Origin of the sequence: Isoptericola aurantiacus (genome assembly GCF_044769875.1) — a bacterium.
In the GTDB taxonomy this organism is placed as follows: Bacteria; Actinomycetota; Actinomycetes; order Actinomycetales; family Cellulomonadaceae; genus Isoptericola; species Isoptericola aurantiacus.
On the sequence record NZ_JBJBAE010000001.1, the window covers coordinates 846,954 to 869,877 of the forward strand.

General features: G+C 73.3%; 26 protein-coding genes. 16 read left to right on the top strand and 10 right to left on the bottom strand.

Annotated elements, in window-relative coordinates; all coding sequences use genetic code 11:
* The first annotated feature begins 44 nt into the window (after positions 1-44).
* Positions 45-1,169, top strand: coding sequence for an ABC transporter permease (locus ACIQLL_RS03840; protein WP_402463497.1), 1,125 nt, complete (start codon positions 45-47; stop codon positions 1,167-1,169).
* Positions 1,170-1,214: 45 nt separating this feature from the next.
* Positions 1,215-1,919 carry an ABC transporter ATP-binding protein gene (locus ACIQLL_RS03845; protein ID WP_402463500.1) on the top strand — a complete coding sequence of 235 codons (705 nt, stop codon included), beginning with the start codon at positions 1,215-1,217 and terminating at the stop codon, positions 1,917-1,919.
* A gap of 57 nt (positions 1,920-1,976) precedes the next feature.
* On the opposite strand, the gene ACIQLL_RS03850 is transcribed toward ACIQLL_RS03845, so the two are convergent.
* Positions 1,977-2,555: a TetR/AcrR family transcriptional regulator gene (locus ACIQLL_RS03850; RefSeq protein ID WP_402463503.1), complete on the bottom strand. Its 579-nt coding sequence runs from the start codon at positions 2,553-2,555 to the stop codon at positions 1,977-1,979.
* Between the two features lie 91 nt (positions 2,556-2,646).
* Between ACIQLL_RS03850 and ACIQLL_RS03855 the strand changes: the two genes are divergently transcribed.
* Positions 2,647-3,051, top strand: coding sequence for a DUF1304 domain-containing protein (locus tag ACIQLL_RS03855; protein ID WP_402463505.1), 405 nt, complete (start codon positions 2,647-2,649; stop codon positions 3,049-3,051).
* Positions 3,052-3,095: 44 nt separating this feature from the next.
* Complete coding sequence (locus ACIQLL_RS03860) at positions 3,096-4,118, top strand: NADP-dependent oxidoreductase (RefSeq protein WP_402463508.1); 1,023 nt, start codon at positions 3,096-3,098, stop codon at positions 4,116-4,118.
* 21 nt (positions 4,119-4,139) lie between these two features.
* On the opposite strand, the gene ACIQLL_RS03865 is transcribed toward ACIQLL_RS03860, so the two are convergent.
* Positions 4,140-4,922 carry a CPBP family intramembrane glutamic endopeptidase gene (locus ACIQLL_RS03865; RefSeq protein WP_402463511.1) on the bottom strand — a complete coding sequence of 261 codons (783 nt, stop codon included), beginning with the start codon at positions 4,920-4,922 and terminating at the stop codon, positions 4,140-4,142.
* 135 nt (positions 4,923-5,057) lie between these two features.
* Here ACIQLL_RS03865 and ACIQLL_RS03870 point away from each other — a divergent pair, with 135 nt between their 5' ends.
* Genes ACIQLL_RS03870 through ACIQLL_RS03880 form a run of 3 tightly spaced genes read left to right on the top strand, consistent with a single transcriptional unit; the run spans position 5,058 to position 7,273 of the window.
* Positions 5,058-6,749: an FAD-dependent oxidoreductase gene (locus ACIQLL_RS03870; RefSeq protein WP_402463514.1), complete on the top strand. Its 1,692-nt coding sequence runs from the start codon at positions 5,058-5,060 to the stop codon at positions 6,747-6,749.
* Between the two features lie 31 nt (positions 6,750-6,780).
* On the top strand, positions 6,781-7,053 hold the full coding sequence (locus ACIQLL_RS03875; RefSeq protein ID WP_402463517.1) for a metal-sensitive transcriptional regulator: 273 nt from the start codon (positions 6,781-6,783) through the stop codon (positions 7,051-7,053).
* A 52-nt stretch (positions 7,054-7,105) separates the two neighbouring features.
* Entirely contained in the window at positions 7,106-7,273 is a 168-nt protein-coding gene (locus ACIQLL_RS03880; protein ID WP_402463520.1) for a hypothetical protein, read from the top strand.
* Between the two features lie 14 nt (positions 7,274-7,287).
* Here ACIQLL_RS03880 and ACIQLL_RS03885 read toward each other — a convergent pair whose 3' ends face one another.
* From ACIQLL_RS03885 to ACIQLL_RS03895, 3 genes are read right to left on the bottom strand one after another with little or no spacing between them, the layout of a single operon-like run.
* On the bottom strand, positions 7,288-8,523 hold the full coding sequence (locus ACIQLL_RS03885) for an MFS transporter (protein WP_402463523.1): 1,236 nt from the start codon (positions 8,521-8,523) through the stop codon (positions 7,288-7,290).
* Positions 8,520-9,122, bottom strand: coding sequence for a TetR/AcrR family transcriptional regulator (locus tag ACIQLL_RS03890; protein ID WP_402463526.1), 603 nt, complete (start codon positions 9,120-9,122; stop codon positions 8,520-8,522). Before ACIQLL_RS03890 ends, ACIQLL_RS03885 begins: the two co-directional genes overlap by 4 nt.
* Positions 9,119-9,712 carry a sugar O-acetyltransferase gene (locus ACIQLL_RS03895; RefSeq protein WP_402463529.1) on the bottom strand — a complete coding sequence of 198 codons (594 nt, stop codon included), beginning with the start codon at positions 9,710-9,712 and terminating at the stop codon, positions 9,119-9,121. The genes ACIQLL_RS03890 and ACIQLL_RS03895 overlap by 4 nt, the downstream gene beginning before the upstream one ends.
* 82 nt (positions 9,713-9,794) lie before the next feature.
* Between ACIQLL_RS03895 and ACIQLL_RS03900 the strand changes: the two genes are divergently transcribed.
* The 6 genes from ACIQLL_RS03900 (at position 9,795) to ACIQLL_RS03925 (ending at position 15,114) form a co-directional block, all read left to right on the top strand.
* Positions 9,795-10,400 (top strand): TetR/AcrR family transcriptional regulator, encoded by a 606-nt coding sequence (locus tag ACIQLL_RS03900; protein WP_402463532.1) that lies wholly within the window; start codon positions 9,795-9,797, stop codon positions 10,398-10,400.
* A gap of 108 nt (positions 10,401-10,508) precedes the next feature.
* On the top strand, positions 10,509-11,564 hold the full coding sequence (locus ACIQLL_RS03905) for an ABC transporter permease (RefSeq protein WP_402463535.1): 1,056 nt from the start codon (positions 10,509-10,511) through the stop codon (positions 11,562-11,564).
* Positions 11,564-12,394 (top strand): ABC transporter ATP-binding protein, encoded by an 831-nt coding sequence (locus ACIQLL_RS03910; protein WP_402463538.1) that lies wholly within the window; start codon positions 11,564-11,566, stop codon positions 12,392-12,394. Before ACIQLL_RS03905 ends, ACIQLL_RS03910 begins: the two co-directional genes overlap by 1 nt.
* Entirely contained in the window at positions 12,391-13,266 is an 876-nt protein-coding gene (locus ACIQLL_RS03915) for an ABC transporter ATP-binding protein (protein WP_402463540.1), read from the top strand. The genes ACIQLL_RS03910 and ACIQLL_RS03915 overlap by 4 nt, the downstream gene beginning before the upstream one ends.
* A 76-nt stretch (positions 13,267-13,342) precedes the next feature.
* Complete coding sequence (locus ACIQLL_RS03920) at positions 13,343-14,311, top strand: ATP-binding cassette domain-containing protein (RefSeq protein WP_402463543.1); 969 nt, start codon at positions 13,343-13,345, stop codon at positions 14,309-14,311.
* Positions 14,308-15,114 (top strand): ABC transporter permease, encoded by an 807-nt coding sequence (locus ACIQLL_RS03925; protein WP_402463546.1) that lies wholly within the window; start codon positions 14,308-14,310, stop codon positions 15,112-15,114. The genes ACIQLL_RS03920 and ACIQLL_RS03925 overlap by 4 nt, the downstream gene beginning before the upstream one ends.
* A 28-nt stretch (positions 15,115-15,142) precedes the next feature.
* Here the strand turns inward: ACIQLL_RS03925 and ACIQLL_RS03930 are convergent, their stop codons facing one another.
* Entirely contained in the window at positions 15,143-15,670 is a 528-nt protein-coding gene (locus ACIQLL_RS03930) for a MarR family winged helix-turn-helix transcriptional regulator (RefSeq protein ID WP_402463549.1), read from the bottom strand.
* Positions 15,671-15,719: 49 nt separating this feature from the next.
* Here ACIQLL_RS03930 and ACIQLL_RS03935 point away from each other — a divergent pair, with 49 nt between their 5' ends.
* Entirely contained in the window at positions 15,720-17,222 is a 1,503-nt protein-coding gene (locus tag ACIQLL_RS03935) for an MFS transporter (RefSeq protein ID WP_402463551.1), read from the top strand.
* Between the two features lie 3 nt (positions 17,223-17,225).
* On the opposite strand, the gene uxuA is transcribed toward ACIQLL_RS03935, so the two are convergent.
* Positions 17,226-18,410 carry a mannonate dehydratase gene (gene uxuA, locus ACIQLL_RS03940; protein ID WP_402463554.1) on the bottom strand — a complete coding sequence of 395 codons (1,185 nt, stop codon included), beginning with the start codon at positions 18,408-18,410 and terminating at the stop codon, positions 17,226-17,228.
* A gap of 142 nt (positions 18,411-18,552) precedes the next feature.
* On the opposite strand from uxuA, the gene ACIQLL_RS03945 reads away from it, so the two are divergent.
* Complete coding sequence (locus ACIQLL_RS03945; protein ID WP_402463557.1) at positions 18,553-19,011, top strand: nitroreductase/quinone reductase family protein; 459 nt, start codon at positions 18,553-18,555, stop codon at positions 19,009-19,011.
* Between the two features lie 48 nt (positions 19,012-19,059).
* Here the strand turns inward: ACIQLL_RS03945 and ACIQLL_RS03950 are convergent, their stop codons facing one another.
* Positions 19,060-19,860 (bottom strand): alpha/beta fold hydrolase, encoded by an 801-nt coding sequence (locus tag ACIQLL_RS03950; RefSeq protein ID WP_402463560.1) that lies wholly within the window; start codon positions 19,858-19,860, stop codon positions 19,060-19,062.
* A 12-nt stretch (positions 19,861-19,872) separates the two neighbouring features.
* Complete coding sequence (locus ACIQLL_RS03955; RefSeq protein WP_402463563.1) at positions 19,873-20,247, bottom strand: winged helix-turn-helix transcriptional regulator; 375 nt, start codon at positions 20,245-20,247, stop codon at positions 19,873-19,875.
* A gap of 93 nt (positions 20,248-20,340) precedes the next feature.
* Between ACIQLL_RS03955 and ACIQLL_RS03960 the strand changes: the two genes are divergently transcribed.
* Positions 20,341-20,985 (top strand): NAD(P)-dependent oxidoreductase, encoded by a 645-nt coding sequence (locus ACIQLL_RS03960; protein WP_402463566.1) that lies wholly within the window; start codon positions 20,341-20,343, stop codon positions 20,983-20,985.
* A gap of 76 nt (positions 20,986-21,061) precedes the next feature.
* Here the strand turns inward: ACIQLL_RS03960 and ACIQLL_RS03965 are convergent, their stop codons facing one another.
* Positions 21,062-22,765 (bottom strand): subtype B tannase, encoded by a 1,704-nt coding sequence (locus ACIQLL_RS03965; protein ID WP_402463569.1) that lies wholly within the window; start codon positions 22,763-22,765, stop codon positions 21,062-21,064.
* Positions 22,766-22,924: the final 159 nt, after the last annotated feature.

Below are 22,924 nucleotides of genomic sequence, written 5' to 3' on the forward strand. Positions count from 1 at the left end.
CGGAGGCTGGAAGCAGTCCCAGCAAACGTGTGTGGAGGTTCCCCGTGTTCGTCGCCCTGCGCGATCTGCAGCATGCCCGAGGCCGCTTCGTCCTGATGTCCGTGGTGATCGTGCTCATCACCTTCCTCGTCACGTTCCTCGCGTCCCTCACCGCAGGCCTGGCCCGAGAGTCGACGTCGGCCGTCACCGACCTGCCCGCAGACCACATCGCGTTCGCCATGCCCGCCGAGGACGACGCCCCCGAGTTCACCGCCTCGCGCGTCGATGCCGACCAGTGGGGCGCATGGGCCGACATCGAGGGCGTCGAGTCCGCCGCACCGCTGGGCGTGGCGACCACTCGTGCCGAGACGAACGGCACCACGGCGTCCGTGACCGCGCTCGGCGTCGAGGAGGGCACGAACCTGGTGCCCGGTTCCGACGGCGAGGGTGACGGCGGCGAGGCCGGGGACGTCGAGCCGGACACCGTCGTGCTCACCCCGGGAGCCGCCCACGCCCTCGACGCGCGGACCGGTGACACCGTGACGCTCGGCGGGACCGCCCTCACCGTCGCCGAGATCGTGGTGGCCGACCAGTCGTTCTCCCACACCCCCGTCGTGTGGACCTCGCTCGACGACTGGCAGGACATCGGCGCCCGCGGCTCCGCGACCGCCGGCAGCGATGCCGACCCTGTGGCGACCGTCGTCGCCCTCACCACGACCGACGACGTCGACCTCGCCGCGGCGGACGACGCGCTCGGCACCACGACCGTCACCACCTCGGACGCCCGCTCGGCCGTGTCGTCCTTCGCCGGCGAGAACACGTCGCTGACCACGATGCAGGCGTTCCTCCTGGTCATCTCCGCCCTCGTGGTGGGCGCGTTCTTCACCGTCTGGACCATCAGCCGCTCCGGTGACATCGCCGTGCTGAAGGCCCTCGGTGGTTCCACCGGGTACCTGCTGCGCGACGCCCTCGGACAGGCCGCGGTGCTGCTGGTCGGTGGCGTCGCGGTCGGCACCGGGCTGTCTGTGGCCGCCGCGGCCCTGCTGCCGAACGCGGTCCCCGTCGTCGTCACCACCGAGACGACCCTCGTGCCCGCCGCGGGCCTGGTCCTCCTCGGCCTCATCGGCGCCGGCGTCTCGGTCGCGCGCATCACCCGGATCGACCCGCACGCGGCCCTCGCCGCCCGCTGACCTCCCGACCTCCCCGACAACCTGATCGCCCGCGAAGGAGACACCGTGGACCTGCATCTGGAGCACATCACCCTCATCTACCCCGACGGGGACAGCACCCTCACCGCGGTCGACGACGTCGACCTCACCGTCCCTGCCGGGACGACCACCGCCCTGCTGGGCCCGTCAGGGGCCGGCAAGTCCAGCCTCCTGGCCGTCGCAGCCGGACTGACCCGGCCCAGCCGCGGCACGGTCACCATCGGTGCTGACGTCGTGTTCACGCCCGACACCTCGGTGGCCGACTCGACGCGCGTACGGCTCGAGCGCATCGGCATGGTGTTCCAGTCGCCGCAGCTGCTCGGGTCGTTGACGGCGCTGGAGCAGCTCGAGCTGCATGCCCACCTGCGCGGGGAGCGCCCGGCCGGCGTGCGCGCGCGCGGCATGGAGCTGCTCGACGCCGTCGGCGTGGCCGACCACGCGCACAAGCGGCCCGCGCAGCTGTCCGGCGGCCAGCGGCAGCGCGTCGCGATCGCACGCGCCCTCGCCGGGCGGCCCGAGGTGCTGCTCGTCGACGAGCCGACCTCCGCGCTCGACCACGAGCGCGGTATGAAGGTGGTCGAGCTGATCACGGGACTGGCCAGCGAGATGGCGGCGGCGACGCTGCTGGTGTCGCACGACGCCTCGACCCTCGCGACCGTCGACGCCACCGTGCGCATGCTCGACGCGCGCCTGGAGGAGTCCCTGCCGCTCGCCGCGGTCCCACCCTTCTGACCGGCCGACCCGCGCCCGCGTCGACGTCTGCGCCGCGGAACCGCACACAGCGAGCGCTCAAGACTCGAGCAGGTCGAGTGCGGCGTCCAACGCGGCCAGGGCACCGTCCGGGTCGACCCGGACGGTGGCGAACGCGCTGACCACCAGCGCTGTGCACACCTCGGCGAGCCGGTCGTGCTCCGTCGCGGGGCGATCGGGGAACCGGGCGGCGGCTCCGCGCCCGAGCGCAGCCCGCAGCTCCGCCCGGTAGTCCACGACGACTCGCCGGACCGCGGCGTCGCGCGCGATGGGTGCCCCGGAGGCGTTGACGAGCAGACAGCCGGCCTCGGCCTGGATCTCACCGGCGCGGCCGAGGGCGTCCCGGAGCCCGGTGACGTAGTCCACGATCGCGTCGGGCGCGACCGGGTCGGCACGCAGGGGCGCGAGACGCGGCCGGACGACGCCGTCGAGGTAGGCGCCCACGGCGGCGTCGAACAGGCCGCGCTTGGAACCGAAGGCGTGGTAGATACTCGACCGGTTCAGGCCGGTCGCCGCCTCCAGCGCCGGGACCGAGGCGCCTTCGTACCCGGAGCGCCAGAACACGCCGAGGGCCGCCCGCACCACACGGTCGGTCTCGAAGGTCTGTGCCCTGCCCATCTCGCGCCCCCCGGTTGTTGCAACGGTCGTTCCACTATAGATTGTGGACCGAGCGTTGCAGAAAGGCACGCCGTCGAGAGGGGAGCACGGGTTGATCGTCGCCGGACTGGTCCTGGCCGGGCTCGCAGCCCTGCTGCACGTCTACATCTTCTGGCTGGAGTCGTATGCGTGGACCACCCGCGCCCGCGCCGTGTTCGGCACGACGGCGGAGGAAGCGGCCGCGACGAGGGAGCTCGCGTTCAACCAGGGGTTCTACAACCTCTTCCTCGCGATCATCACCGCCGTCGGCATCGTCCTGACGCTCCTGACGACGAGTCCCGACAGCCCCCGGCCGGGCCTCGCCGGCGCCGCGCTGGTCCTCGCGGGCACCGGCGCGATGCTGGCCGCGGCCCTCGTGCTGCTCGTCTCGTCGCCGGACAAGCGCCGCGCCGCCGTCGTGCAGGGAACCCTGCCGCTGCTCGCCGTCGCCGCCGTCACCGCGACGCTGATCCCCTGAACCGATCGACCGACGTCCCCCATCACCCCTCGGGAGGAACCACCATGTCCGACGCCGTCTCCACCCAGGTCCAGCTCGCCGAGCGCCCCACCGGCTGGCCCACCGCCGAGACCTTCCGCACCGTCCAGGTCACCTACGGCGACCTGGAACCGGGCCAGGTGCGCGTGGTCAACGAGTTCGTCTCCGTCGACCCGTACATGCGCGGCCGGATGAACGACGTCAAGAGCTACGTCCCGCCGTTCGCCGTCGGGGAGACCATGACGGGCGGCGCCGTCGGTCGCGTCGTCGAGTCCGCGTCCGACGACGTCCCGGTCGGCGCCGTGGTCCAGCACCAGTACGGCTGGCGTGACGTCACCCAGGAGGACGCGAGGGCGTTCCAGGTGGTGCCCGAGATCCCCGGCGCGCCGCTGTCGCTGCACCTGAGCATCTTCGGCCTGACCGGCCTGACCGCCTACGTGGGCCTGACGGCGATCGCCGACCTGCGCGAGGGCGACACGGTGTTCGTCTCGGGCGCGGCGGGCGCCGTGGGCACCGCCGTCGGCCAGATCGCACGGCTCCTGGGCGCGGGGCGCGTCGTCGGCTCGGCGGGGTCGGCCGAGAAGGTCGAGCTGCTCACCGGCAAGTACGGCTACGACGCCGCGTTCAACTACAAGGACGCCCCCGTGCGCCGCCAGCTGCGCGAGATCACGCCCGACGGCGTCGACGTGTTCTTCGACAACGTCGGTGGCGACCACCTCGAGGCCGCCCTCGACCGCATGAACACCGGTGGCCGCATCGCGCTGTGCGGCGCCATCTCGCAGTACAACGACACCGAGCGCACCCCCGGGCCGGACAACCTGGCCAACGTCGTCACGCGCAGCCTGACCCTCCAGGGCTTCACGCTGCCGAGCTACATGGACCACGCCCCGCGGTTCGCCGAGCTGATGAGCGGCTGGTTCGCCGAGGGCAGGATCGCCTACGACGAGACTGTCGTGGACGGGATCGAGAACGCCCCGCAGGCGTTCCTGGAGATGATGCGGGGCGGCAACATCGGCAAGATGGTGGTGCGCACCGGTGGCGCGGCCTGAGGTGTCCGCGCGTCGGCGTGCTCAGGCCGCGACGTCGGACGTCGTCGCAGAAGGCACCCGGCCGCCGGCACGGTGGTCCCGCACCAGGACGTAGACCACCGCGGGCACCGCCAGGAGCAGCCCGAGGTCGCCGAGCGCGGTACCCACCGCGGCGTCCGACCCGCTCGAGAGCACCACGAGCTGGCCGAAGTCCCACAGGCAGTGGGCGGCCATGGCCCACACGAGCGCACCCGTGACGCGCCGGACGACGTAGAACGCCGAGCCACCCACGAAGGCGGCCACCATCTGCCCCGCGGTGGCTCCGACCTCCTGGCCGGAGAGCGCGTTGATCGCGTGGAGCAGCCCGAAGAGCAGACAGGTCGTGAACCAGACCACGAGCTCACGCCAGGCGCTGCGCAGCGCGGTGAGCACCACGCCACGGACCAGCAGCTCCTCGGCGAACCCGACCACGGCCGTGGACACGAGCAGCATCACCAGCAGCGAACCGTCGACGGACCCCAGGTCCGACTCGGCCACGGACACGACGCCGCTGGCGAGGACGAGCACCGGGACCACCCACAGCCACCAGGGACCGACCGGCACGCGCTCGCGCAGCGCCGGCCGCCACCACCCCAGCGCCGTCGTCGTGATCGCGAGCAGGACCGCCGCGGTGCCGATCGGCAGGACGATGCCCCCCAGCGCGTTCGGCACGGAGTCCTGGAGCTCGTCGTAGTCGACGCCGCCGACCTGGGTGAGGACCACGACCACCAGGGTGTAGGCGACGAAGACGGTGAACCCGATCCACGCTCGCGGTGCGACTCTCATCGGTGCGGCCACCTCTCGCTCGCCGTCGGGCACCCGGGCGGCGCCGCGTCCCACGCTAGCGAGGATGTCGCAGGTCAGCGCGTCGACACCGTCGCGACTGGAAACTAATACCCCCCGGGGTATATGGTCGCTCTCATGAGAATCGTCATCGTGGGTGGAGTCGGCGGCGGCATGAGTGCCGCCGCCCGGGCCCGGCGCCTGGACGAGAGCGCCGAGATCGTGGTCCTGGACCGCGGCGAGCACGTGTCGTTCGCGGGCTGCGGGCTGCCTTACCACGTCGGTGGGGAGATCCCCGACGCGGACGACCTGCTGGTCCAGACGCCGGAGTCCCTGCGGGCCGCGCTCGATCTCGACGTGCGCACCCGGCACGACGTCGTCGGCCTCGACGCCGGGACCCGGACGCTGACCGTGTGGACCGACGCCGGGACCGAGACCGTGGGCTACGACGCGCTCGTGCTCTCCCCCGGTGCGCAGGCGGTCCGCCCGCCGGTCCCGGGCCTCGACTCGCCGCGGGTGCGCACGCTGCGGACCGTCGCGGACGCCACCGCGCTGCGCGAGCAGGTCGACGGCGGCGCCCGCCGCGCCGTCGTGCTCGGCGCCGGCTTCATCGGGCTCGAGGCCGCCGAGGCGCTCGCCCAGCGGGGGCTCGACGTGACCGTCGTCGAGCTCGCCGACCACGTCCTGCCGCCCCTCGAACCCGAGCTCGCCTCGCTCGTGGACGACGAGCTCGCCGACCTCGGCGTGACCGTCCGTTCCGGCGTCGCCGCCACCGCCGTGGAACCGGGGTCGGCGAGCGACGTCGTCGTGCTGGCCGACGGCACCCGCGTGGCGGCCGACCTCGTGGTGCTGGCCGCCGGCGTGCGCCCCGACACCGAGGTGTTCGCCGCCGCGGGCGTCGAGACCGAGCGCGGCGCGATCGTCGTCGACGCCCACGGCCGCACCAACCTGCCCGGCGTCTGGGCGATCGGCGACGCGACCGTCAGCACCGACGCCGTCACCGGGGCGCGGCGCCCGGTCGCCCTGGCCGGGCCGGCGAACCGCGCGGGCCGCCAGGTGGCCGACGCGATCCTGCGTCCCGAGACGGCGCGACCGCTGCCCGCGGCGCTCGGCACCGCCGTCGTCCGCGTCGGCGGGCTGACCGCCGCCACCACCGGGGCGAACCGGGCCGCGCTCACCGCCACCGGCATCGGCTTCCACACCCTGCACCTGCACCCGGCCCACCATGTCGGATGGTTCCCCGGGGCCGAGCAGGTCCACCTCGTGGTGCACGTCCGGCACGACGACGGGCTGCTGCTCGGCGCCCAGGCCGTCGGCCGCGCCGGGGTCGACAAGCGCATCGACGTCCTCGCGACGGCGCTCCGCGCGGGCATGACGGCGGGCGACCTCGTCGACCTCGACCTCGCGTACGCCCCGCCGTACGGCGCGGCCAAGGACCCGGTGAACCTCGCCGGGATGGCGGCGAGCAACGTGCTCGACGGCACGCTGCGGATCTGGCACGCGGACGAGCTCGACGCGGTGCGCGAGGACGCCCTCGTGCTGGACGTGCGCAGCCGCTCCGAGTTCGCCTCCGGCCACGTGCCCGGTGCCCTCAACGTCCCGCACACCGAGCTCCGCGGCCGCCTCGACGAGGTCCGCGCGGCCGCCGCCGGACGCCCCGTCCGCGCGTTGTGCGGCTCCGGCGTGCGCTCCCACGTCGCCCACCGGGTCCTGACCCAGGCCGGGTTCGACTCCGCGTCGCTCTCCGGAGGGATGCTCACCCTGCGAGCGGCCCTCGGCCCGGCCGCCGACGACCTGCTCGTGGTCGACGAGCCCGCGCTCACCCCCTGACCCACCGCTCCTCCGCCCGGAAGGACCCACCATGGCCACCCCCGACCCCGCCGCGCAGCGCAAGATCGCCAACCGGCTCAAGCGCGCCCGCGGCCAGCTCGACGCCCTCATCACGGCGGTCGAGGCCGGCAAGCCGTGCCGCGACGTCGTCACCCAGCTCTCCGCCGTCTCCAGCGCGCTCGACAAGGCGGGCTACGCCGTCGTCGCCACCGCGATGCAGGACTGCCTCTCCGACCCCGACCAGAGGACCGAGGACGGCCTGACGCCGGCCGAGCTCGAGAAGCTCTTCCTCAGCCTCGCCTGACCCTGACCCTGACCCGACCGATCGAGACCCGCCCGACCGAAGGAGAACGACCATGTGCCAGCCCGTCACCTGCCGCACCTGCGGCAAGACCACCTGGAGCGGCTGCGGCCAGCACGTCGAGGACGTGCGCCGCTCGGTGCCCGCCGGCCAGTGGTGCGGCGGCCACGACGACGCCCCCGCGAGCGGCGGCGGGTTCTTCGGCCGGCTCTTCGGACGCTGAGCCGGGCGTCGGGCTCACGGCGTCGGTCTCGACGCCGTGCGCCGGCCCTGCAGCGTGACGCCGGCGACGACGATCGCCAGCCCCGCGACGGGGAGCACGAGCAGGCCGACCCGCAGCTCGGTGGCGTCGGAGAGGAGCCCGACCAGGGGCGGCGTGGCCAGGAAGCCGAGGCGCATGAGCCAGGTGACGACCGTCAGCCCCGTCCCGGCGCGCAGCCCGGGCAGCTCGTCGGCAGCGTGCATCGCCGCCGGGACGATGGTGGCCACCCCGAACCCGGCGGCCGCGAACCCCACCACGGTGCCCGGGACGGACGGGAAGGCGAGCATCAGCCCGGTCGCGACGGCGACCAGCGCTCCCCCGGCACGCGCGACGGCACGCTGGCCGAACCGGTCGACGAACCGGTCGCCGGTGGCCCGGCCCACGAACTGCGCGGCCATGAAGGCCACGAACGCGGCGGCCGCCACCGCGCCGGGTGCGTCGAGCGCGTCGGCGAGGTAGACCGCGGCCCACGAGTTGGTCGCCTCCTCCACGACCGCGCCGGAGATCGCGACGACGACGAACGCCACGAGGAGGAACAGCGTGCGCCGGCGGACGGCGGCGGACCGCACACCGGTCGGCTCGGCGGGGTGCGCCGGGTCGGCGTCCACCGCGCGCTCCGCACCGTCCAGGCCCGGCAGGCAGGACCGCAGCGCCACCAGGGCGACCGCCGAGAACAGCGCGCCCGAGACGGCCAGGTGCACCCCCAGGGGGACCTGCAGCGCGATCGCCGCGGCCGCCATCGCCCCGCCGACGACGCAGCCGACGGACCACAGGGCGTGCAGCGAGTTGAAGATCGACCGGCCGTAGCGCCGCTGCACCCGGAGCCCGTGCGCGTTCTGCCCGACGTCGGTCAGCGCGTCCATCGCCCCGCCGAACAGCAGCGCGAGCACGAACAGCCACAGGGTCGGGGCCACGCCCGCCACGAGCACGCCGAGGCTGGTCAGCAGCGTGCCGTACGCGGCCGTCCGGGCCGATCCGATGCGCCGGACGACGGCGCCGGCCGCCAGCCCCGAGACGATCGCCCCGGCGGGGAACGCGATGACGGACAGCCCGTAGGTGGTGTTGCTGAGCTCGAGCGCGTCCTTGATCTCCGGGTAGCGCGGCAGCAGGTTGGCCATCAGCGCGCCGTTGGTCAGGAACAGGGCCGAGACGGCGGCACGGGCGCGGCGCTCGACCGGCCCGGGGAACGGGGTGGGGACGGGATCGCTCACGCGTCACCCCCCGTCAGTCGCGCGACGGCGACGCGCACGTCGGCGTCGTCGGCCGGCACCGTGTCCAGGGCGCGGTGGATCGTGGCGCCCTCGATGTACGCGTCGAGCACCCGCGCGGTGGCGGGGTCGAAGTGGCGTTCGAGCGCCCGGCGGCTGCGCCGCATCCAGGCGTTCGTCAGGGTCCGGAAGGCGGGCTCGCGCGCCGCGAGCGTGTAGAGCTCGTGGGTCAGCACGAGGTCGCGCTGGGTGGCGAACACGTCCTGGGTGATGAGCCGCACGACGGCGTCCCGCGCCTCCGCGGTGTCCCGCGCCCCGGCCATGCGCCGTTCGAACGCGGCGGCGGCCCGCTCGGCGAACCGGCCGAAGGCCGCGTGCAGCAGGTCGTCCATGCCGGCGAAGTGGTAGGTCGTCGAACCGAGGGGGACGTCGGCGGCGGCGGCGACCCGCCGGTGGGAGGTCCCCGCGACGCCGTGCTCGGCCAGGACGTCGAGGCACGCCTCGACGATGCGGTCGCGCCGTTCCGGGTCGTGCCGACGACGGCGGGGGCGCGGTGCGACGGCGCCCGCCTGCCGGCCGGCCTCCGCGGGGGTGGCGTTCACCGGTCGATGTCCTCGCGGATCACGCGTGCGGGGTTGCCGACGGCCACGACGTTCGCCGGCAGGTCACGGGTCACGACGGAGCCCGCACCGACCACGGTGTTGTCGCCGATCGTCACGCCCGGGCAGACGATGACCCCGCCGCCGAGCCAGACGTTGTCCCCCAGCGTGATGGGCCGGGCGGCCTCGAGCTTGTCGCGGCGCGGCTGCGGGTCCACCGGGTGCGTCGGGGTGAGGAGCTGGACGTTCGGCCCGAGCAGGCAGTCCGCGCCGATCGTGATCTCGGCGACGTCCAGGGCGGTGAGCCCGAAGTTGACGAACGTGCGGGGCCCCAGGCGCAGGCGGGAGCCCAGGTCGACGTACAGCGGCGCGCGCACCTCGGCGCCCTCGCCGAGCTCGCCGAGGAGCTCGGCCAGGATCGACCGGGCTTCCCGGGGATCGTCGACGACGGCCCGCGCGTAGGCGGCGGTGAGCTGCTGGGCCCGGCGGACGGCCCGCTCGATCTCCGGGTCGCCCTCGGCGACGTAGAGGTCGCCGGCGAGCATGCGCTCGTGCTGCGTGCGGGGGTCGTCGGGAAGGTACTCGGTCGTCATGCGTACGATCGTACGCATCATGTGGACGATCGTCCACATCGCGCGACCGACGCCTCAACAGGCGTTGACCTACGATGGGTGCGTGGCGAGCACAGGCACACGGACCGGCCGGCCGAGCGGCGGCGACGGCAGCAACCGGGAGCGGATCCTGGCCGCCGCACGCCGGGAGTTCGCCGCCCACGGCTACCGCGGGGCGACGCTGCGCTCCATCGCCGCCGCGGCGGGGTTCGACATCGCGCTCATCGCGCACTACTTCGGGAACAAGGACGGGCTGTTCGCCGCGACGATGGCCTTCCCGGACGGCGCACCCGACGTCGTGGCGGCCGCGCTGTCCGGCCCGCTCGCAGAGCAGGGCGAACGACTCAGCCGCGCCTACCTGGGCCTCTGGGAGGACCCTGCGACGAGCGGGCAGATGCACGCCCTGACCCGCTCGGCGCTCGGCCACGAGCAGTCGGCCGAGCGGCTCGGCGCGCTGGTCACCGGGATCACCGCGGACAGCCGTGTCGGCGACCGCCTCGACGGCCGTCGCACCGGGTTCGTCCTGGCCATGTCGCACCTGGCCGGCACCGCGTTCGCGCGCTATCTCCTCAAGGTCCCGCTGCTGGCGGACCTGGACCTCGACACCGTCGTGGCCCGGACCGCGCCCGCGGTCCAGGTGCACCTGACCACTCCCGACGACCCGCCCTGAGCGACCGCGGCGAGCCACGTTTCATGATCACCTGTTGACATCAACACTTGATGAGACGACGATGAGGTCGTCCGCGATCCACCGGCACCGGAGGCCACCGTGCGAGCCATGATCCTCAAGGAGTTCCGTGAGCTGCGGCGGGACAAGCGCACGATGGCGATGCTGGTGGCGCTGCCGCTGCTGCTGCTCATCGTCTTCGGCTACGCCGCGAACTTCACCGTCGACACCCTCCAGGTCGCCGTCGTGGGCTCGCAGGCCGACCGCGCCGAGCAGATGATCGGTCAGCAGCCGGACGCGTCCGAGAAGCTCGACCTCACCACCGTCGACGCGGACGCCACCGAGGCCGACGCCCGCACCCTGCTCGCCGACGACGAGGTCGACATGGCGATCCTCACGGGGGACGCCTCCGAGGCCGAGGGCGGCCGGCCCACCGTGCTGGTGGACGGGTCCAACCTGTTCGCCGCGCAGACCGCGCAGGTGCTCGTCGCCCAGCTCGGCGACGCCGTCGACTCCGAGATCCTCTACAACCCGGACCTCGAGACCTCCTGGGTCATGGTCCCGGCGATCATCGGCCTCATCCTGACGTTCATCGGCACCATCATCACCAGCATCGGGCTGGTGCGGGAGCGCGAGGCGGGCACTCTCGAACAGCTCGCCGTGATGCCCCTGTCCCCCACCGCGGTGATCATGGGCAAGGTCACGCCGTACTTCCTGCTGGCGTCCCTGGACATGGTGATCATCACCGTGCTCGGGATGGTGGTGTTCGGCGTGCCGTTCAACGGCTCCGTCGTCGCGTTCACGCTGGGGGCCGCGCTCTTCCTCTTCGCCGTGCTCGGCATCGGCGTGCTCATCTCGACCGTCTCCCAGACCTCCGGGCAGGCGGTCCAGCTCGCGCTCATGACGCTGCTGCCGCAGGTGCTGCTGTCCGGCATGATCTTCCCGCTGGAGGCGATGGCCGCCGGGGTGCGCTGGATCGGCTACCTCCTGCCGCTGACCTGGTTCACCAAGATCTCCCAGGGCGTCATGCTGCGCGACGCCGGGTGGGAGTACCTCTGGCTGCCCCTGACGGTGCTGGCGGTCATGGCCGTGGTGATCTTCGGCGTCGCGGTGCTGCGCCTGCGCCGCGAGATCGCCCCGGCCGCGGCCCGGCAGGAGTCCCGCTGATGCCCGGCGCGCGCGACGTCGTCGTCCGCCTCGGCGCCACCACCGCGCTCGACGGCGTGAGCCTCGACCTGCGGCCGGGCGAGGTGACCGCCGTCGTCGGGGGCGACGGTGCCGGCAAGACCACGCTGCTGCGCGCGCTGCTGCGGCGTGTCCCGCTCGACGGCGGGACGGTCGACGTGCCGCCCGCCGAGCGGATCGGCTACGAACCCTCGACGTCCGGCGTCTGGCCGAACCTCACCGTGGCGCAGAACGTCGAGTTCGTCGGCACCTCCTACGGCATGTCCGACGACGACGTCGCCCGCCGCGGCACCGAGCTGCTCGACGCCGCCGCGCTCACCGGGGCGCGCGACCGCCTGGGCCGCCACCTCTCCGGCGGCATGCGGCAGAAGCTGGGGTTCTGCCTGGCGATGCTGCACTCCCCCGCCCTGCTGCTCCTCGACGAGCCCTCCACCGGCGTCGACCCCGTCAGCCGCATCGAGCTGTGGCGGCTCGTCACCGCCGCGGCCCAGGGCGGCGCCGCGGTGCTGATGACCACCACCTACCTGGACGAGGCCGAGCGGGCCACCACCGTGGTGGCGCTCGACGCCGGCCACGTCCTGGCGGCGGGCGACCCGGCGGCGGTGGTCGGCGACGTCCCCGGCCGCGTCACGTCGTCGAGCACCCACCCCGGCGGTGAGCGCACCTGGCGCCGCGGCACGAGCTTCCGCACGTGGGTCCCCGACGGCGCGGCGGGCGACGGCGGCGGTGCGGACCTCGGTGAACCGATCGCCCCGGACCTGGAGGACACGCTCATCGCCCTCACGCTCGCCCGGACGGAGGCGGCCCGGTGACCGCGCTGGTGCACGCCGACGGCGTGACCAAGACGTTCGGCGACCTCACCGCCGTGGACGACATGTCGCTGTCGGTGGGACCCGGGGAGATCGTCGGGCTGCTCGGCGCCAACGGGGCCGGCAAGACGACGTTCCTGCGCGTGCTGCTCGGGCTCGAGGTCGCGACCTCGGGCCGGGTGCAGGTGCTCGGGTCCGCGCCGGCGGTCTCGGACCGGCACGCCCTGGGGTACGTGCCGCAGGGGCTGGGGCTCTCCCAGGCCCTGACCGTGCGGCAGAACGTCGAGTTCGTCGCGGACACGTTCGGCGTGCGGGAGGTGCCCGCGCTGCCGACGGCGCTGGCGGACGTGGCGGACGCCCCCGTCGCCCGGGTCGGCCTGGGACGCCAGCGTCAGCTCGCGTTCCACTGCGCGCTGCTGCACGCGCCCCGGCTGCTCGTCCTCGACGAGCCGACGTCCGGCGTCGACCCCCTGGCCCGAGCCCGGCTGTGGGACACGATCCACGCCCAGGCCGAGTCCGGCGTCGGGGTCCTGGTGACCACGCACTACATGCAGGAGGCCGAGCAGTGCGGTCGCCTCGTGATCATGTCGCAGGGGCGCGAGGTCGCCCACGGGACGTCGGACGACATCACCGCCGGGACGCGGGCCGTCGTCGTGCACGCCGAGGACTGGGCGGCGGCGTTCGCCGCCCTCGACGCCGCCGGGCTGCCCGTGGTGCTGTCCGGGCGCACCAGCCGGGTGGCGGGGACGCCGGTCGACGACGTGCGTGCGGCGCTGTCCACCGGCGGTGTGGACGGGCGGGTCGAGGAGGTCGGCGCGACGCTCGAGGAGACGATGGTGCTCGTCGAGCGGGCGGCGCGGCGGTCGACGGACTGACCGTCACGGGGGTCGTTCGAGAAGCGGATCGCGCGATCACTCAGCACACTGAGGGGCAGCCGTCCCGAGGAGTGCCATGTCCGAGACCGCGATCGTCACGCGAGCGATCGAACGCCGCTTCGGTGACAACCTGGCCGTCGCCGGCGTCGACCTGACCGTCGCCGACGGCGAGATGTACGGGTTCCTGGGACCGAACGGTGCCGGGAAGTCGACGCTGACCCGCGTGCTGTGCACGCTGCTGGCACCGACCGGCGGCTCGGCGACCGTCGCGGGGCACGACGTCGTGCACGAGGCCACCGCCGTCCGGCTGCGCATCGGCGTCGCGCTCCAGGAGGCGGCGCTCGACGACAAGCAGACCGGCGTCGAGATGCTCCGCCTGCAGGGCCGCTTCTACGGCCTCACCGCGCGGGAGACCACCCGTCGCGTGGGTGAGCTCCGCGAGCTCATCGACATCGGCGACGCGCTCGACGACCGGGTGGGCACCTACTCCGGCGGCATGAAGCGCCGCCTGGACCTCGCGCTCGCGCTGGTCCACAACCCGCGGATCCTGTTCCTGGACGAACCCACCACCGGGCTCGACCCCATCAGCCGCGCCACCGTCTGGGCCGAGGTGCGGCGGCTCAACCGCGAGCTCGGCGTCACCGTGTTCCTCACGACCCAGTACCTCGAGGAGGCGGACGCCCTCGCGGACCGCGTCGGCATCATCAACCGGGGTGAGCTGGTCGCCGAGGGCACCCCGGGTGAGCTCAAGCGATCCATCGGCACCGACGTCCTGGTGGTGGAGGTGGGTGACCAGGTCGATCAGGCCCGCACGACGCTGGAGTCCCTCGACGGGGACGCGGCGATCGGCGCGGTCGAGACGGACGGCACCTCGCTCATGGTCTCGGTGGACGACGGCGCACGGGCCGTGACCCCCGTGACCCTCGCGCTCGACCGCGCGGGCGTCGCCGTGCACGAGCTCGCGCTGCGCCGCCCGACCCTCGACGACGTCTTCTTCCGGGTGACCGGTCAGCGCATCCAGGACGACGAAGGAAGGGCCTCATGAGCACCGACACCAGCGCGCGGCAGGAATCGGTCGCGGCCCGACCCGCCGGGTTCTGGCGAGACCTCACCTCGGTCGCGATCCGCGCGCTCCGGCAGATCCCCCGGGAGCCCGAGGCGATCATCCCCGCCCTGGTCATCCCGCTGTTCTTCTTCGTGGTCAACGTCGGCGCACTCGGCGACGTCGCGACGTTCACCGGCGTGGACGACTTCAAGGCCTTCCAGATCCCGGTGGCCATCATCTTCGCGGTCACCGGCGTGTCCCGGGCCAGCGCGCTGGTCACCGACATCACCGGCGGCTACTTCGACCGGCTGCTGGTCACCCCCATGCACCGCACCTCGCTCCTGCTGGGGCTGATGGTCGCCGACCTCGCACTCGTCATCGCCCTGTCCGTGCCGGTGCTCGTCCTCGGCTTCGTCCTCGGCGTCCAGTTCGTCACCGGGGCCGCGGGCGTGCTCGTGTTCCTGCTGCTCGCGGGCCTGTGGGGGCTGGCCTTCACCGGCTTCCCCTACGCCATCGCGCTGCGCACCGGGAATCCGGCGGCGGTGAACTCCAGCTTCCTGCTGTTCTTCCCGTTCGCGTTCCTCACCACCACGTTCCTGCCGCTGGACGCGCTGACCGGGTGGCTCGCCACCATCGCCGAGTTCAACCCCGTGACGTACCTCCTGGCCGCGCTGCGGTCCCTCATCATGGACGGCTGGGACGCGACCGCCCTCTGGCAGGGAGTCGCCGCCATCGCCGTCGTCGGCACCCTGAGCTTCGTGCTCGCGTTCCGCGCGCTGCAGGGCCGTACCGCCCGCACGTGACGCGCCGGCGGTCCGCGGCCGGAGGGGCTCAGCCCTCCTCGCCACCCGGCTCGTCCGCCATCGCGTGCGCGGCCTCGCCGAAGGACCTGCCGTACCGCTCGAGCAGCTCGACGAACCGGTCGGCATCCTCGCCGAGGTCGGCGAGCGCCCGCTCGTAGGCACCGAAGCTGCTGGCGACGTCGGCCTCGAAGGTGCGCATGCCGGCGTCGGTGGCCTCGACGAGCCAGGCGGACCGCCCGGGCTCGCGGTAGCGGCGCAGGATCCCCTCGGCGAGCGCGCCGTTGACCTGGCGGTTGACGGTGGACTGCTCCAGACCCAGCGTCTCGGCGATCTGCCGCAGCGTGCGGGGCCGGCCGTCGGTGAACATCCACAGCAGCCGGATGTCGGCGACCCCCAGCGTCACGCTCTGCTCGGCGACCCGGCGGCTGCGGTCCAGCCGGGCCAGGGCGGTGGCGATCGCCCGCCCGCGTCCCGTCCCGGGTGCCGTCCAGCCCGGCGCGTCCTTGCGCTCGTCCCCCACGTCGTCCTCCTCGTCACGCGATGGTGTATGGTGCATACATTACCTCATGTGTAAGTTACACAAGCACCTGTTCCGAGAGGTTCCCATGAGCTCCACACCCCCCAGAGGCACCGCGCCCACCGCGGTGCGAGCGGTGCCCGTGATCGTCGTGCTCTGCTTCGGCAGCCTGTGCGCAGCGCTGATGCAGTCGCTCGTCATCCCGATCCAGTCCGAGCTGCCCACCCTGCTGGGGGCCGACCCCTCGACGACCTCCTGGATCGTGACCGCCACGCTCCTCGGCGCCGCCGTCGCGATGCCCGTCACCGGCCGGCTCGCGGACCTGCGCGGCAAGAAGCCCGTCCTGGTGTCCTCCGCCGTGATCCTGCTCGTCGGGTCGCTGATCTGCGCCGTCTCCGACACCGCCGGTCCGATGATCGTCGGCCGCGTGCTGCAGGGCGTCGCGATGGGCTACATCCCCGTCGCGATCAGCCTCGTGCGGGAGATCGCCCCGCCGCACCTGCGCAACACCGCCGTCGCCGGAGTCAGCGCCACGCTCGGCGTCGGCGGCGCCCTCGGGCTGCCCCTCGCCGCGTGGATCGCCCAGGACTTCGAGTGGCACCTGCTCTTCTGGGTCTCGACGGGCCTGGCCGCCGTCATGACCGTCGCCTCCCTGATCGTCCTGCCGCGCGCGCAGGTCAGCCACCCCGCCCGCCTCGACTGGACCGGCGCCGTCGGCCTGGCCGTCGGCCTCGTCGCCGTGCTGGTCGGCGTCTCCAAGGGCAACGACTGGGGCTGGGGCGAGGCTTCCACGCTCGGCCTCGTCGTCGGCGGCGTCGTCGTCCTGCTCGTCTGGGGCTGGTACGAGCTGCGCCACCACGACCCGCTGGTGGACCTGCGCACCACCGCTCGCCGCCCGGTGCTGCTCACCAACATCGGCGCCGTGCTCATCGGCTTCGGCATGATGGCCCAGTCCATCGTGGTGCCGCAGCTCCTGCAGATGCCGGCGGCCACCGGCTACGGCCTCGACCAGAGCATCCTGGCCGCCGGGCTGTGGATGGCGCCCGGCGGCGTCATGATGATGCTCTTCACGCCCCTGTCCGCCCGCCTGCTCACCCGGTTCGGCGGCCGGCTCACCCTCGCCCTCGGCGCCACCGTGCTGGCCGCGGGCTACGTCGTCGCCGTCTTCCTCACCGGAGCGCCGTGGCAGCTCATGCTCGCGTCCTGCGTCGCCACCGCCGGCGTCGGGATCGGGTACGCCGCCATGCCCACCCTCATCCTGACCAACGTCCCCGCCGAGGAGGGCTCGGCCAGCGTGGGCGTCAACACCCTCATGCGGTCCATCGGCACCACCGTCGCCGGTGCCGTCATGGCGATGATCCTCACCAGCCAGACCATGACGCTCGCGCCGGGCACGCCGGCGATCCCCACCGAGAGCGCCTTCACCTGGTGCTTCGCCATCGGCGCGGTGGCGGCGCTCGCCGGTGCCGCCGTCGTGCTGCTCATCCCGCGGCAGCGTCCCGACGCCGGTCCCGACGGGGCGGTGCCCGCCACGCAGACCGCGCACGCCGACGGCGGTGCGGCCCGTGAGGGCGCACCCGTCGGGGCGTGAGGCTCAGCCGAGCTGCCGGTGCACCGCTCGCTCGACGCCGCGCAGCTCGGCCAGCCCCTTGAGCCGGCCGACCAGCGAGTAGCCGGGCACCGCCGCGGCGCGCTCCGAGGTCTGCTCGGCGAGCAGCAGGTGGCCGTGGTCGGGCCGCATCGGGATGCGGGCGCCGCCGTGGTCCGCACGGCGGCGCTCCTCGCGCGCCAGCGCCTCGATCACGCCCACCATGTCCACGTCGCCGTCCAGGTGCGGCGCCTCGTGGAAGCTGCGGCCGTCGCCCTCGCGCCGGGTGGACCGCAGGTGCGCGAAGTGGATGCGCGGCGCGAACTCCTCGACCATCGCGACCAGGTCGTTGTCGGCGCGCACGCCGAACGACCCCGTGCAGAACGTCAGCCCGCTGGCCTCCTGCGGCACGGCGTCCAGCAGCCAGCGGGCGTCGGCGGCCGTGGACATGATCCGCGGCAGCCCGAGCACGGGGCGCGGCGGGTCGTCGGGGTGGATGCCCAGACGGACACCGCACTCCGCGGCCACCGGGACCACCGCCTCGAGGAACTCCACCAGCGCGGACCGCAGCGCGGCGTCGTCCACCGCGGCGTACGCCTCGAGCTCGGCGCGCAGCGCGTCGAGCGTCCACACCTCCTCCGAACCCGGGAGCCCGGCGGCGAGCGTGGCCACGAGCCGGTCCACCTCCGGCGGGGTCATGGACTCGAGATGCCGGTGCGCCCGCTCCGTCTCGGCGGCGGTGTAGTCCGCCTCGGCGCCGGGGCGCTGGAGCAGGAACAGGTCGAACGCGGCGAAGGCGTCCTGGTCGAACCGCAGCGCCAGCGCGCCGTCGGGCATCGGGTACGCGAGGTCGGTGCGGACCCAGTCCAGGACGGGCATGAAGTTGTAGCAGACGACGTCGATGCCGCAGGCGGCGAGGTTGCGCACGCTCTGCGCCCACGACTCCAGCCAACGCTCGTACCCCGGGGCGCGGCGCTTGACGTCGTCGTGCACCGGGATCGACTCCACGACCGACCACGTGAGCCCGGCCGCCTCGATCGCCTCCCGGCGCTCGGTGATCGCCTCGACCGTCCACACCGCGCCGTTGGGGACCTCGTGCAGCGCTGTGACCACGCCGGTCGCCCCGGTCTGGCGGACGTCCGCGAGGGTGATGGGGTCCTTCGGGCCGAACCAGCGCCAGGTGTGCTCCATCTGGCAAACGTTGTCATGCGTGGTGAACAACGTCAATGCATGCGTGATTCATCGGCTAGCAAACGTTTGCAGTGCCGAGGAGCGCGACGACGCGGCGCCGGGAAGACCTGGACTCCGGGCGGTGGAGCGCTAGCGTGATCCCATGACGTTCAGTCACTCCCGGGGAACCCACGGGGCGCGCATCCCCGGCTGGCTCTTCCGCACCGTCAACAAGTTCGTGTCGGGCCCGATCAAGCGATCCTCCGGATCCTTCATGGGCATGGACACGCTGGTCCTGACGACGATCGGACGCAAGAGCGGGGAGCCTCGATCGGCTCCCGTGGCCTGGTTCGACGACGGCGACGGCCGCTGGCTGATCGTGGCGTCCAAGGGCGGGGCCGCGAGCAACCCCGCCTGGTACCTCAACCTCGCCGCGCACCCCGACCAGGTGACTATCGAACGCGCCGGCACGTCGACCCCGGTGACGGCCACCGAGCTGCACGGCGAGGAACGCGAGGCCGCCTGGTCGCGCATCAAGGCGGAGGCCAAGCAGTTCGCCGGCTACGAGACCAAGACCGACCGGGTGATCCCGGTCATCCGGCTGACGGCCCGCGCCGACTGAGCAGGCGCCGACGCACCGCCCGGCGCGGTCCGGGCCGGCCGCACCAGTTCAGTCGCCGTCGACCTGGTGGCGCCGCAGGAGACCCACGACGGCGTCGGCCACCTCGTCCGGGTGCGTCAGGGCCAGGTCGTGGCCGGCGCCGGGCACGATCACGTCGTCCGCCTGCGGCAGCAGGTCCAGCACCCACCGGCGGACCTGGGCGAACCACTCGCCGCTGTCCGCGCCGCCCACGTACCGCACCGGGCACGTGATCCGCGGGGCGTCGGCGTCGCGCCACTCCCACTCGCGCAGCGCCTGCAGGTCGGCGGAGAAGAACGTGCCCGCGTCGCGCAGCACCGCCTCGGCGCCGCCGGGGAGCTGGTCGAGGTCCGTGCGCCACGACGGGCCGCCCAGTCGTTCGAGGAAGCGCTCGGCGGCGGCCCGGGCCCCGACGCGGCGGGCGTCGTCGGCCAGGTCGGCGCACGCCGCTCGGAACTCGCCGGCGGCGGGGACGTGCGCCGGCGGAGGTTCGATCAGGCAGAGGGTGGCGACACGGTCGGGTGCCTCGGCGGCGAGCCGGAGGGCGATCGCGGCGCTGTAGGAGACGCCGACCACGTGCGCCCGGGCGATCCCGAGCACGTCGAGCAACGCGGCGGCGTCGGCGGCGTCACGGTCGATCGACCCGTGGTCGGACGGGCTGCTGCTGCCGTAGCCGCGTCGGCGGTACGTGATCGAGCGGTAGGGGCGGGCATCGACGACGCGTCGCGCCACGGGGAGGAGCTCGTCGGCGGCCAGGGCCGTGGGGAGCCACAGGACCGGTTCCCCCGTGCCGAGCACGGTGGTCTCGAGGTCGACCTCCCCGACGCGCACCTCGCCGCGACCTCAGGCCACCCCGTGCCGCGCGTCGTAGGCCTCGCGCGCCGCGAGCACGGCGCCGGCGTGCTCACGCGCCCAGCCCTCCAGGGCTCGCAGCGGCTCGTACGCAGCACGTCCCGCCTCGGTGAGCTCGTACTCGACGCGGGGCGGGACCTCCGCGTGCACGGTGCGGGTGACGAGGCCGTCGCGCTCCAGCCCGCGCAGCGTCTGCGTGAGCATCTTCTGCGAGACGCCGTCGACCCGGCGGGCGAGGTGCGAGAAGCGTTGCGGGCCTCCGGCGAGCGCGCCGACGACGAGCACGCTCCAGCGGTCGGCCACCTGGTCGAGCACGGTGCGGCTCGGGCACGCCCGCTGGTACGGGTCGAACGGGATCTGCGTCACGGCGCCACCTCCTTGCACGGTCCGATCCTACGACCTATGGTCTCTCCTGGAAACCTACTCTCCACAAGAGAGTATGAAACGAAGGAGCATCCCATGGCACGCATCACCGTGATCGGCGGCACCGGCTACGCCGGTGGCCACATCGTCCGCGAGGCCGCCCGGCGCGGGCACGACGTGACCTCGGTCAGCCGGTCGCTGCCCGCCGAGCAGGCCGAGGGCGTCCGGTACACGACCGGGTCCGTGCTCGACGACGCCACGCGGGCGTCGGCACTCCAGGACGCGGACGTCGTCGTCGCGACGGTGTCCCCCCGCGGCGACATGGCCGGTCAGGTCCGCCCCGCCTACGCCGAGCTCGCCGCCGAGGCGCACGAGCGCGACGTCCGCCTCGCCGTCGTCGGCGGAGCCGGGTCGCTGCGCGTCGTACCCGATGGACCACTGCTCGTCGACACCCCCGAGTTCCCCGCCGCGTTCCAGGACGAGGCGCGCGAGTTCACCGCGATCCTCGAGGACCTGCGCGAGGCGCCGGCCGGCCTCGACTGGGTCTACCTGAGCCCCGCCGCGACGTTCGGCGCCTACGCGCCCGGCGAGGCCACCGGCAGCTACCGCACCGGCGGTGACGTCCTGGTGACCGACGACGACGGCGGCTCCGCGATCTCCGGACCGGACCTCGCGCTCGCCCTCGTGGACGAGATCGAGGACCCGTCCCACCGCCGCGAGCGCTTCACGGTCGCGAACTGACCGCCGAGCGTCTCTGTTCGGGTCGGATCGAGGGTTGATCCGACCCGAACAGAGACGCTCGTCGCGACGACCAGGGTCAGTGCTTGCCGTGACCCCGACCGTGACCCCGGCCGTGGCCGTGACCGGCGGAGTCCGCCGCCTCGACGGAGTCGAGGATCCAGGCCATCGCCTCGGGCACGTCGTAGTTCCCGGCATGGCCGGTGTCCCAGGCCATCCGGTAGTCGACGTCCTCGACCTCACGGTCGTCCTCGAGCGCGAGCGCGAGGTTCAGCGACACGGTGAACGAGGTGTCGCGGTCCTTGGCGCCCACCCGCACGTACCAGTACGGCGCGGTGTCCGCCCCCGTGTCGACGTAGTGCAACGGGTCGACCTGCTCGATCTGCTCGTCGACGACGGTGCTGCGCTGGCGCAGGAGCTTCTTCCACGTCAGGCCCGTGTCGTCCAGGCCGATGCCGTCATCCGCGATGTTGTTGGCGTTCCAGGAGTAGGCGGTGAAGTTCGAGTACTCCTGGTCCGCGGTGCCGAAGAGGTTCGACTCGCCGGTGCCCGGTCCACCACCGGCACCGGGCGCGTCGGTGCCGGTCTGGTCGAACGCCGGTGCCGGCTTGAGCTCGCGCTCGGTGGCGACGTACTCGAGGTAGCCCTCGGCGTCGACGGACTCGACGACGTCGGCGTCGTTGTCGACGACGATCCAGTCGAGGCCCTCGATGACGTGGGCCGGGTCGGAGGTCATGTAGAACTCCGCGGACACGGTGACCTGATGGACGATCTCGTCGAGCATCGTGGCGGCCGTGAGCCGCGACCCGTCGGACGCACGCAGGCCGAGGCTCTTGAGGTAGGACGGGTACTCCGCTGCCAGCTCGGCGGAGACCTCGGGAGCGGGGTCCTGACCGACGGTCTCGCGGGTGTCGAGGACGTCGTAGAGCCACTCGTAGGCGATGTCGGCGTTGCCGAGGTCGGTGATCGGGCAGTAGGCGTTGACCGCGAAGATGTCGTCGCGGATCGTGCTGCGCCCCGTGGCGTCGATGCCGGCGGCACCCACGTCGGCGAGGTACGGCAGGTAGTCCTTGCTGTTCCCCGAGGCGCCGAGCGCGACGACGGCGGCGCCGCCTCCGCTGGTGCCGTTGGCGATGATCCGCTCGGCGTCGCCCGCCATCACGTCGTCGTTGAGCCGCAGGTAGCGCACCGCGGCCTTCTGGTCGACGACGACGGCGGGTGCCTTGCCGGGGAAGGTGCCGTCGGGTGCCACCAGACCGCGGCTCCGCGTCCCCAGGTCGGTGACGACCATCCCGGCATGGAGCGCCGCCGCCACGTTGTCGGTGGTGCTGTCGAGCACGTCGCCGTCGTCGAACGGGGTGGAGACGTGGCTGGCGAACCAGCCCCCGTTGTGGACGGCCAGGTAGATCGGGGCGGAGTCCGCGGCCGCCGTCTCGGGGACGTAGACGTTCATGCTCTGGTACCCGCAGCCGGAGTCACCGGCGACCGCGACAGGGTCGGCCACGTAGCAGACCTCCTGGTACCAGCGCACGGTGACGGGCTCGCCGTCGATCGTCACGGTGATGGTCGTGGAGCTGTCGGCATCGAACGCCAGGGCGGCGTCCTCCGCGTCGACCGCCCCGTGCCGCCCGTGCTGCGAGGCCGCAGCCGCCGTGGCGGGAACCGCACCGAGAAGCAGTGCAGCGGCCGCCCCGAGGGCGATGCCGCGACGCCTCCGGCTGCCTCGAGAACCGCCGGCGTGCCGCACCGCCTGGTCGGTCCGCGCGTCCTTGCGTGGAGTCACGATGGTTCCTCTCCGTCGTGCCCGCTCTCCGGTGAGCGGGTCCGGTGGACCCAGTAGAGCAGATTGTCGCCAATCGTGCACGCATTTTTGTCATCAGAATTATCGACGACGGCATCCGTCGCGTATTGTTGACAAAATTGTCGGTGTAGCAGCACGAGA

Coding starts and splice junctions, on each gene's coding strand:
- ACIQLL_RS03850 (WP_402463503.1), bottom strand. CDS start 2,555: ATGGGCAGGGCACAGACCTTCGAGACCGACCGTGTGGTGCGGGCGGCC.
- ACIQLL_RS03860 (WP_402463508.1), top strand. CDS start 3,096: ATGTCCGACGCCGTCTCCACCCAGGTCCAGCTCGCCGAGCGCCCCACC.
- ACIQLL_RS03865 (WP_402463511.1), bottom strand. CDS start 4,922: ATGAGAGTCGCACCGCGAGCGTGGATCGGGTTCACCGTCTTCGTCGCC.
- ACIQLL_RS03870 (WP_402463514.1), top strand. CDS start 5,058: ATGAGAATCGTCATCGTGGGTGGAGTCGGCGGCGGCATGAGTGCCGCC.
- ACIQLL_RS03875 (WP_402463517.1), top strand. CDS start 6,781: ATGGCCACCCCCGACCCCGCCGCGCAGCGCAAGATCGCCAACCGGCTC.
- ACIQLL_RS03880 (WP_402463520.1), top strand. CDS start 7,106: ATGTGCCAGCCCGTCACCTGCCGCACCTGCGGCAAGACCACCTGGAGC.
- ACIQLL_RS03895 (WP_402463529.1), bottom strand. CDS start 9,712: ATGACGACCGAGTACCTTCCCGACGACCCCCGCACGCAGCACGAGCGC.
- ACIQLL_RS03905 (WP_402463535.1), top strand. CDS start 10,509: ATGATCCTCAAGGAGTTCCGTGAGCTGCGGCGGGACAAGCGCACGATG.
- ACIQLL_RS03910 (WP_402463538.1), top strand. CDS start 11,564: ATGCCCGGCGCGCGCGACGTCGTCGTCCGCCTCGGCGCCACCACCGCG.
- ACIQLL_RS03920 (WP_402463543.1), top strand. CDS start 13,343: ATGTCCGAGACCGCGATCGTCACGCGAGCGATCGAACGCCGCTTCGGT.
- ACIQLL_RS03925 (WP_402463546.1), top strand. CDS start 14,308: ATGAGCACCGACACCAGCGCGCGGCAGGAATCGGTCGCGGCCCGACCC.
- ACIQLL_RS03930 (WP_402463549.1), bottom strand. CDS start 15,670: ATGCACCATACACCATCGCGTGACGAGGAGGACGACGTGGGGGACGAG.
- ACIQLL_RS03935 (WP_402463551.1), top strand. CDS start 15,720: ATGAGCTCCACACCCCCCAGAGGCACCGCGCCCACCGCGGTGCGAGCG.
- uxuA (WP_402463554.1), bottom strand. CDS start 18,410: ATGGAGCACACCTGGCGCTGGTTCGGCCCGAAGGACCCCATCACCCTC.
- ACIQLL_RS03945 (WP_402463557.1), top strand. CDS start 18,553: ATGACGTTCAGTCACTCCCGGGGAACCCACGGGGCGCGCATCCCCGGC.
- ACIQLL_RS03960 (WP_402463566.1), top strand. CDS start 20,341: ATGGCACGCATCACCGTGATCGGCGGCACCGGCTACGCCGGTGGCCAC.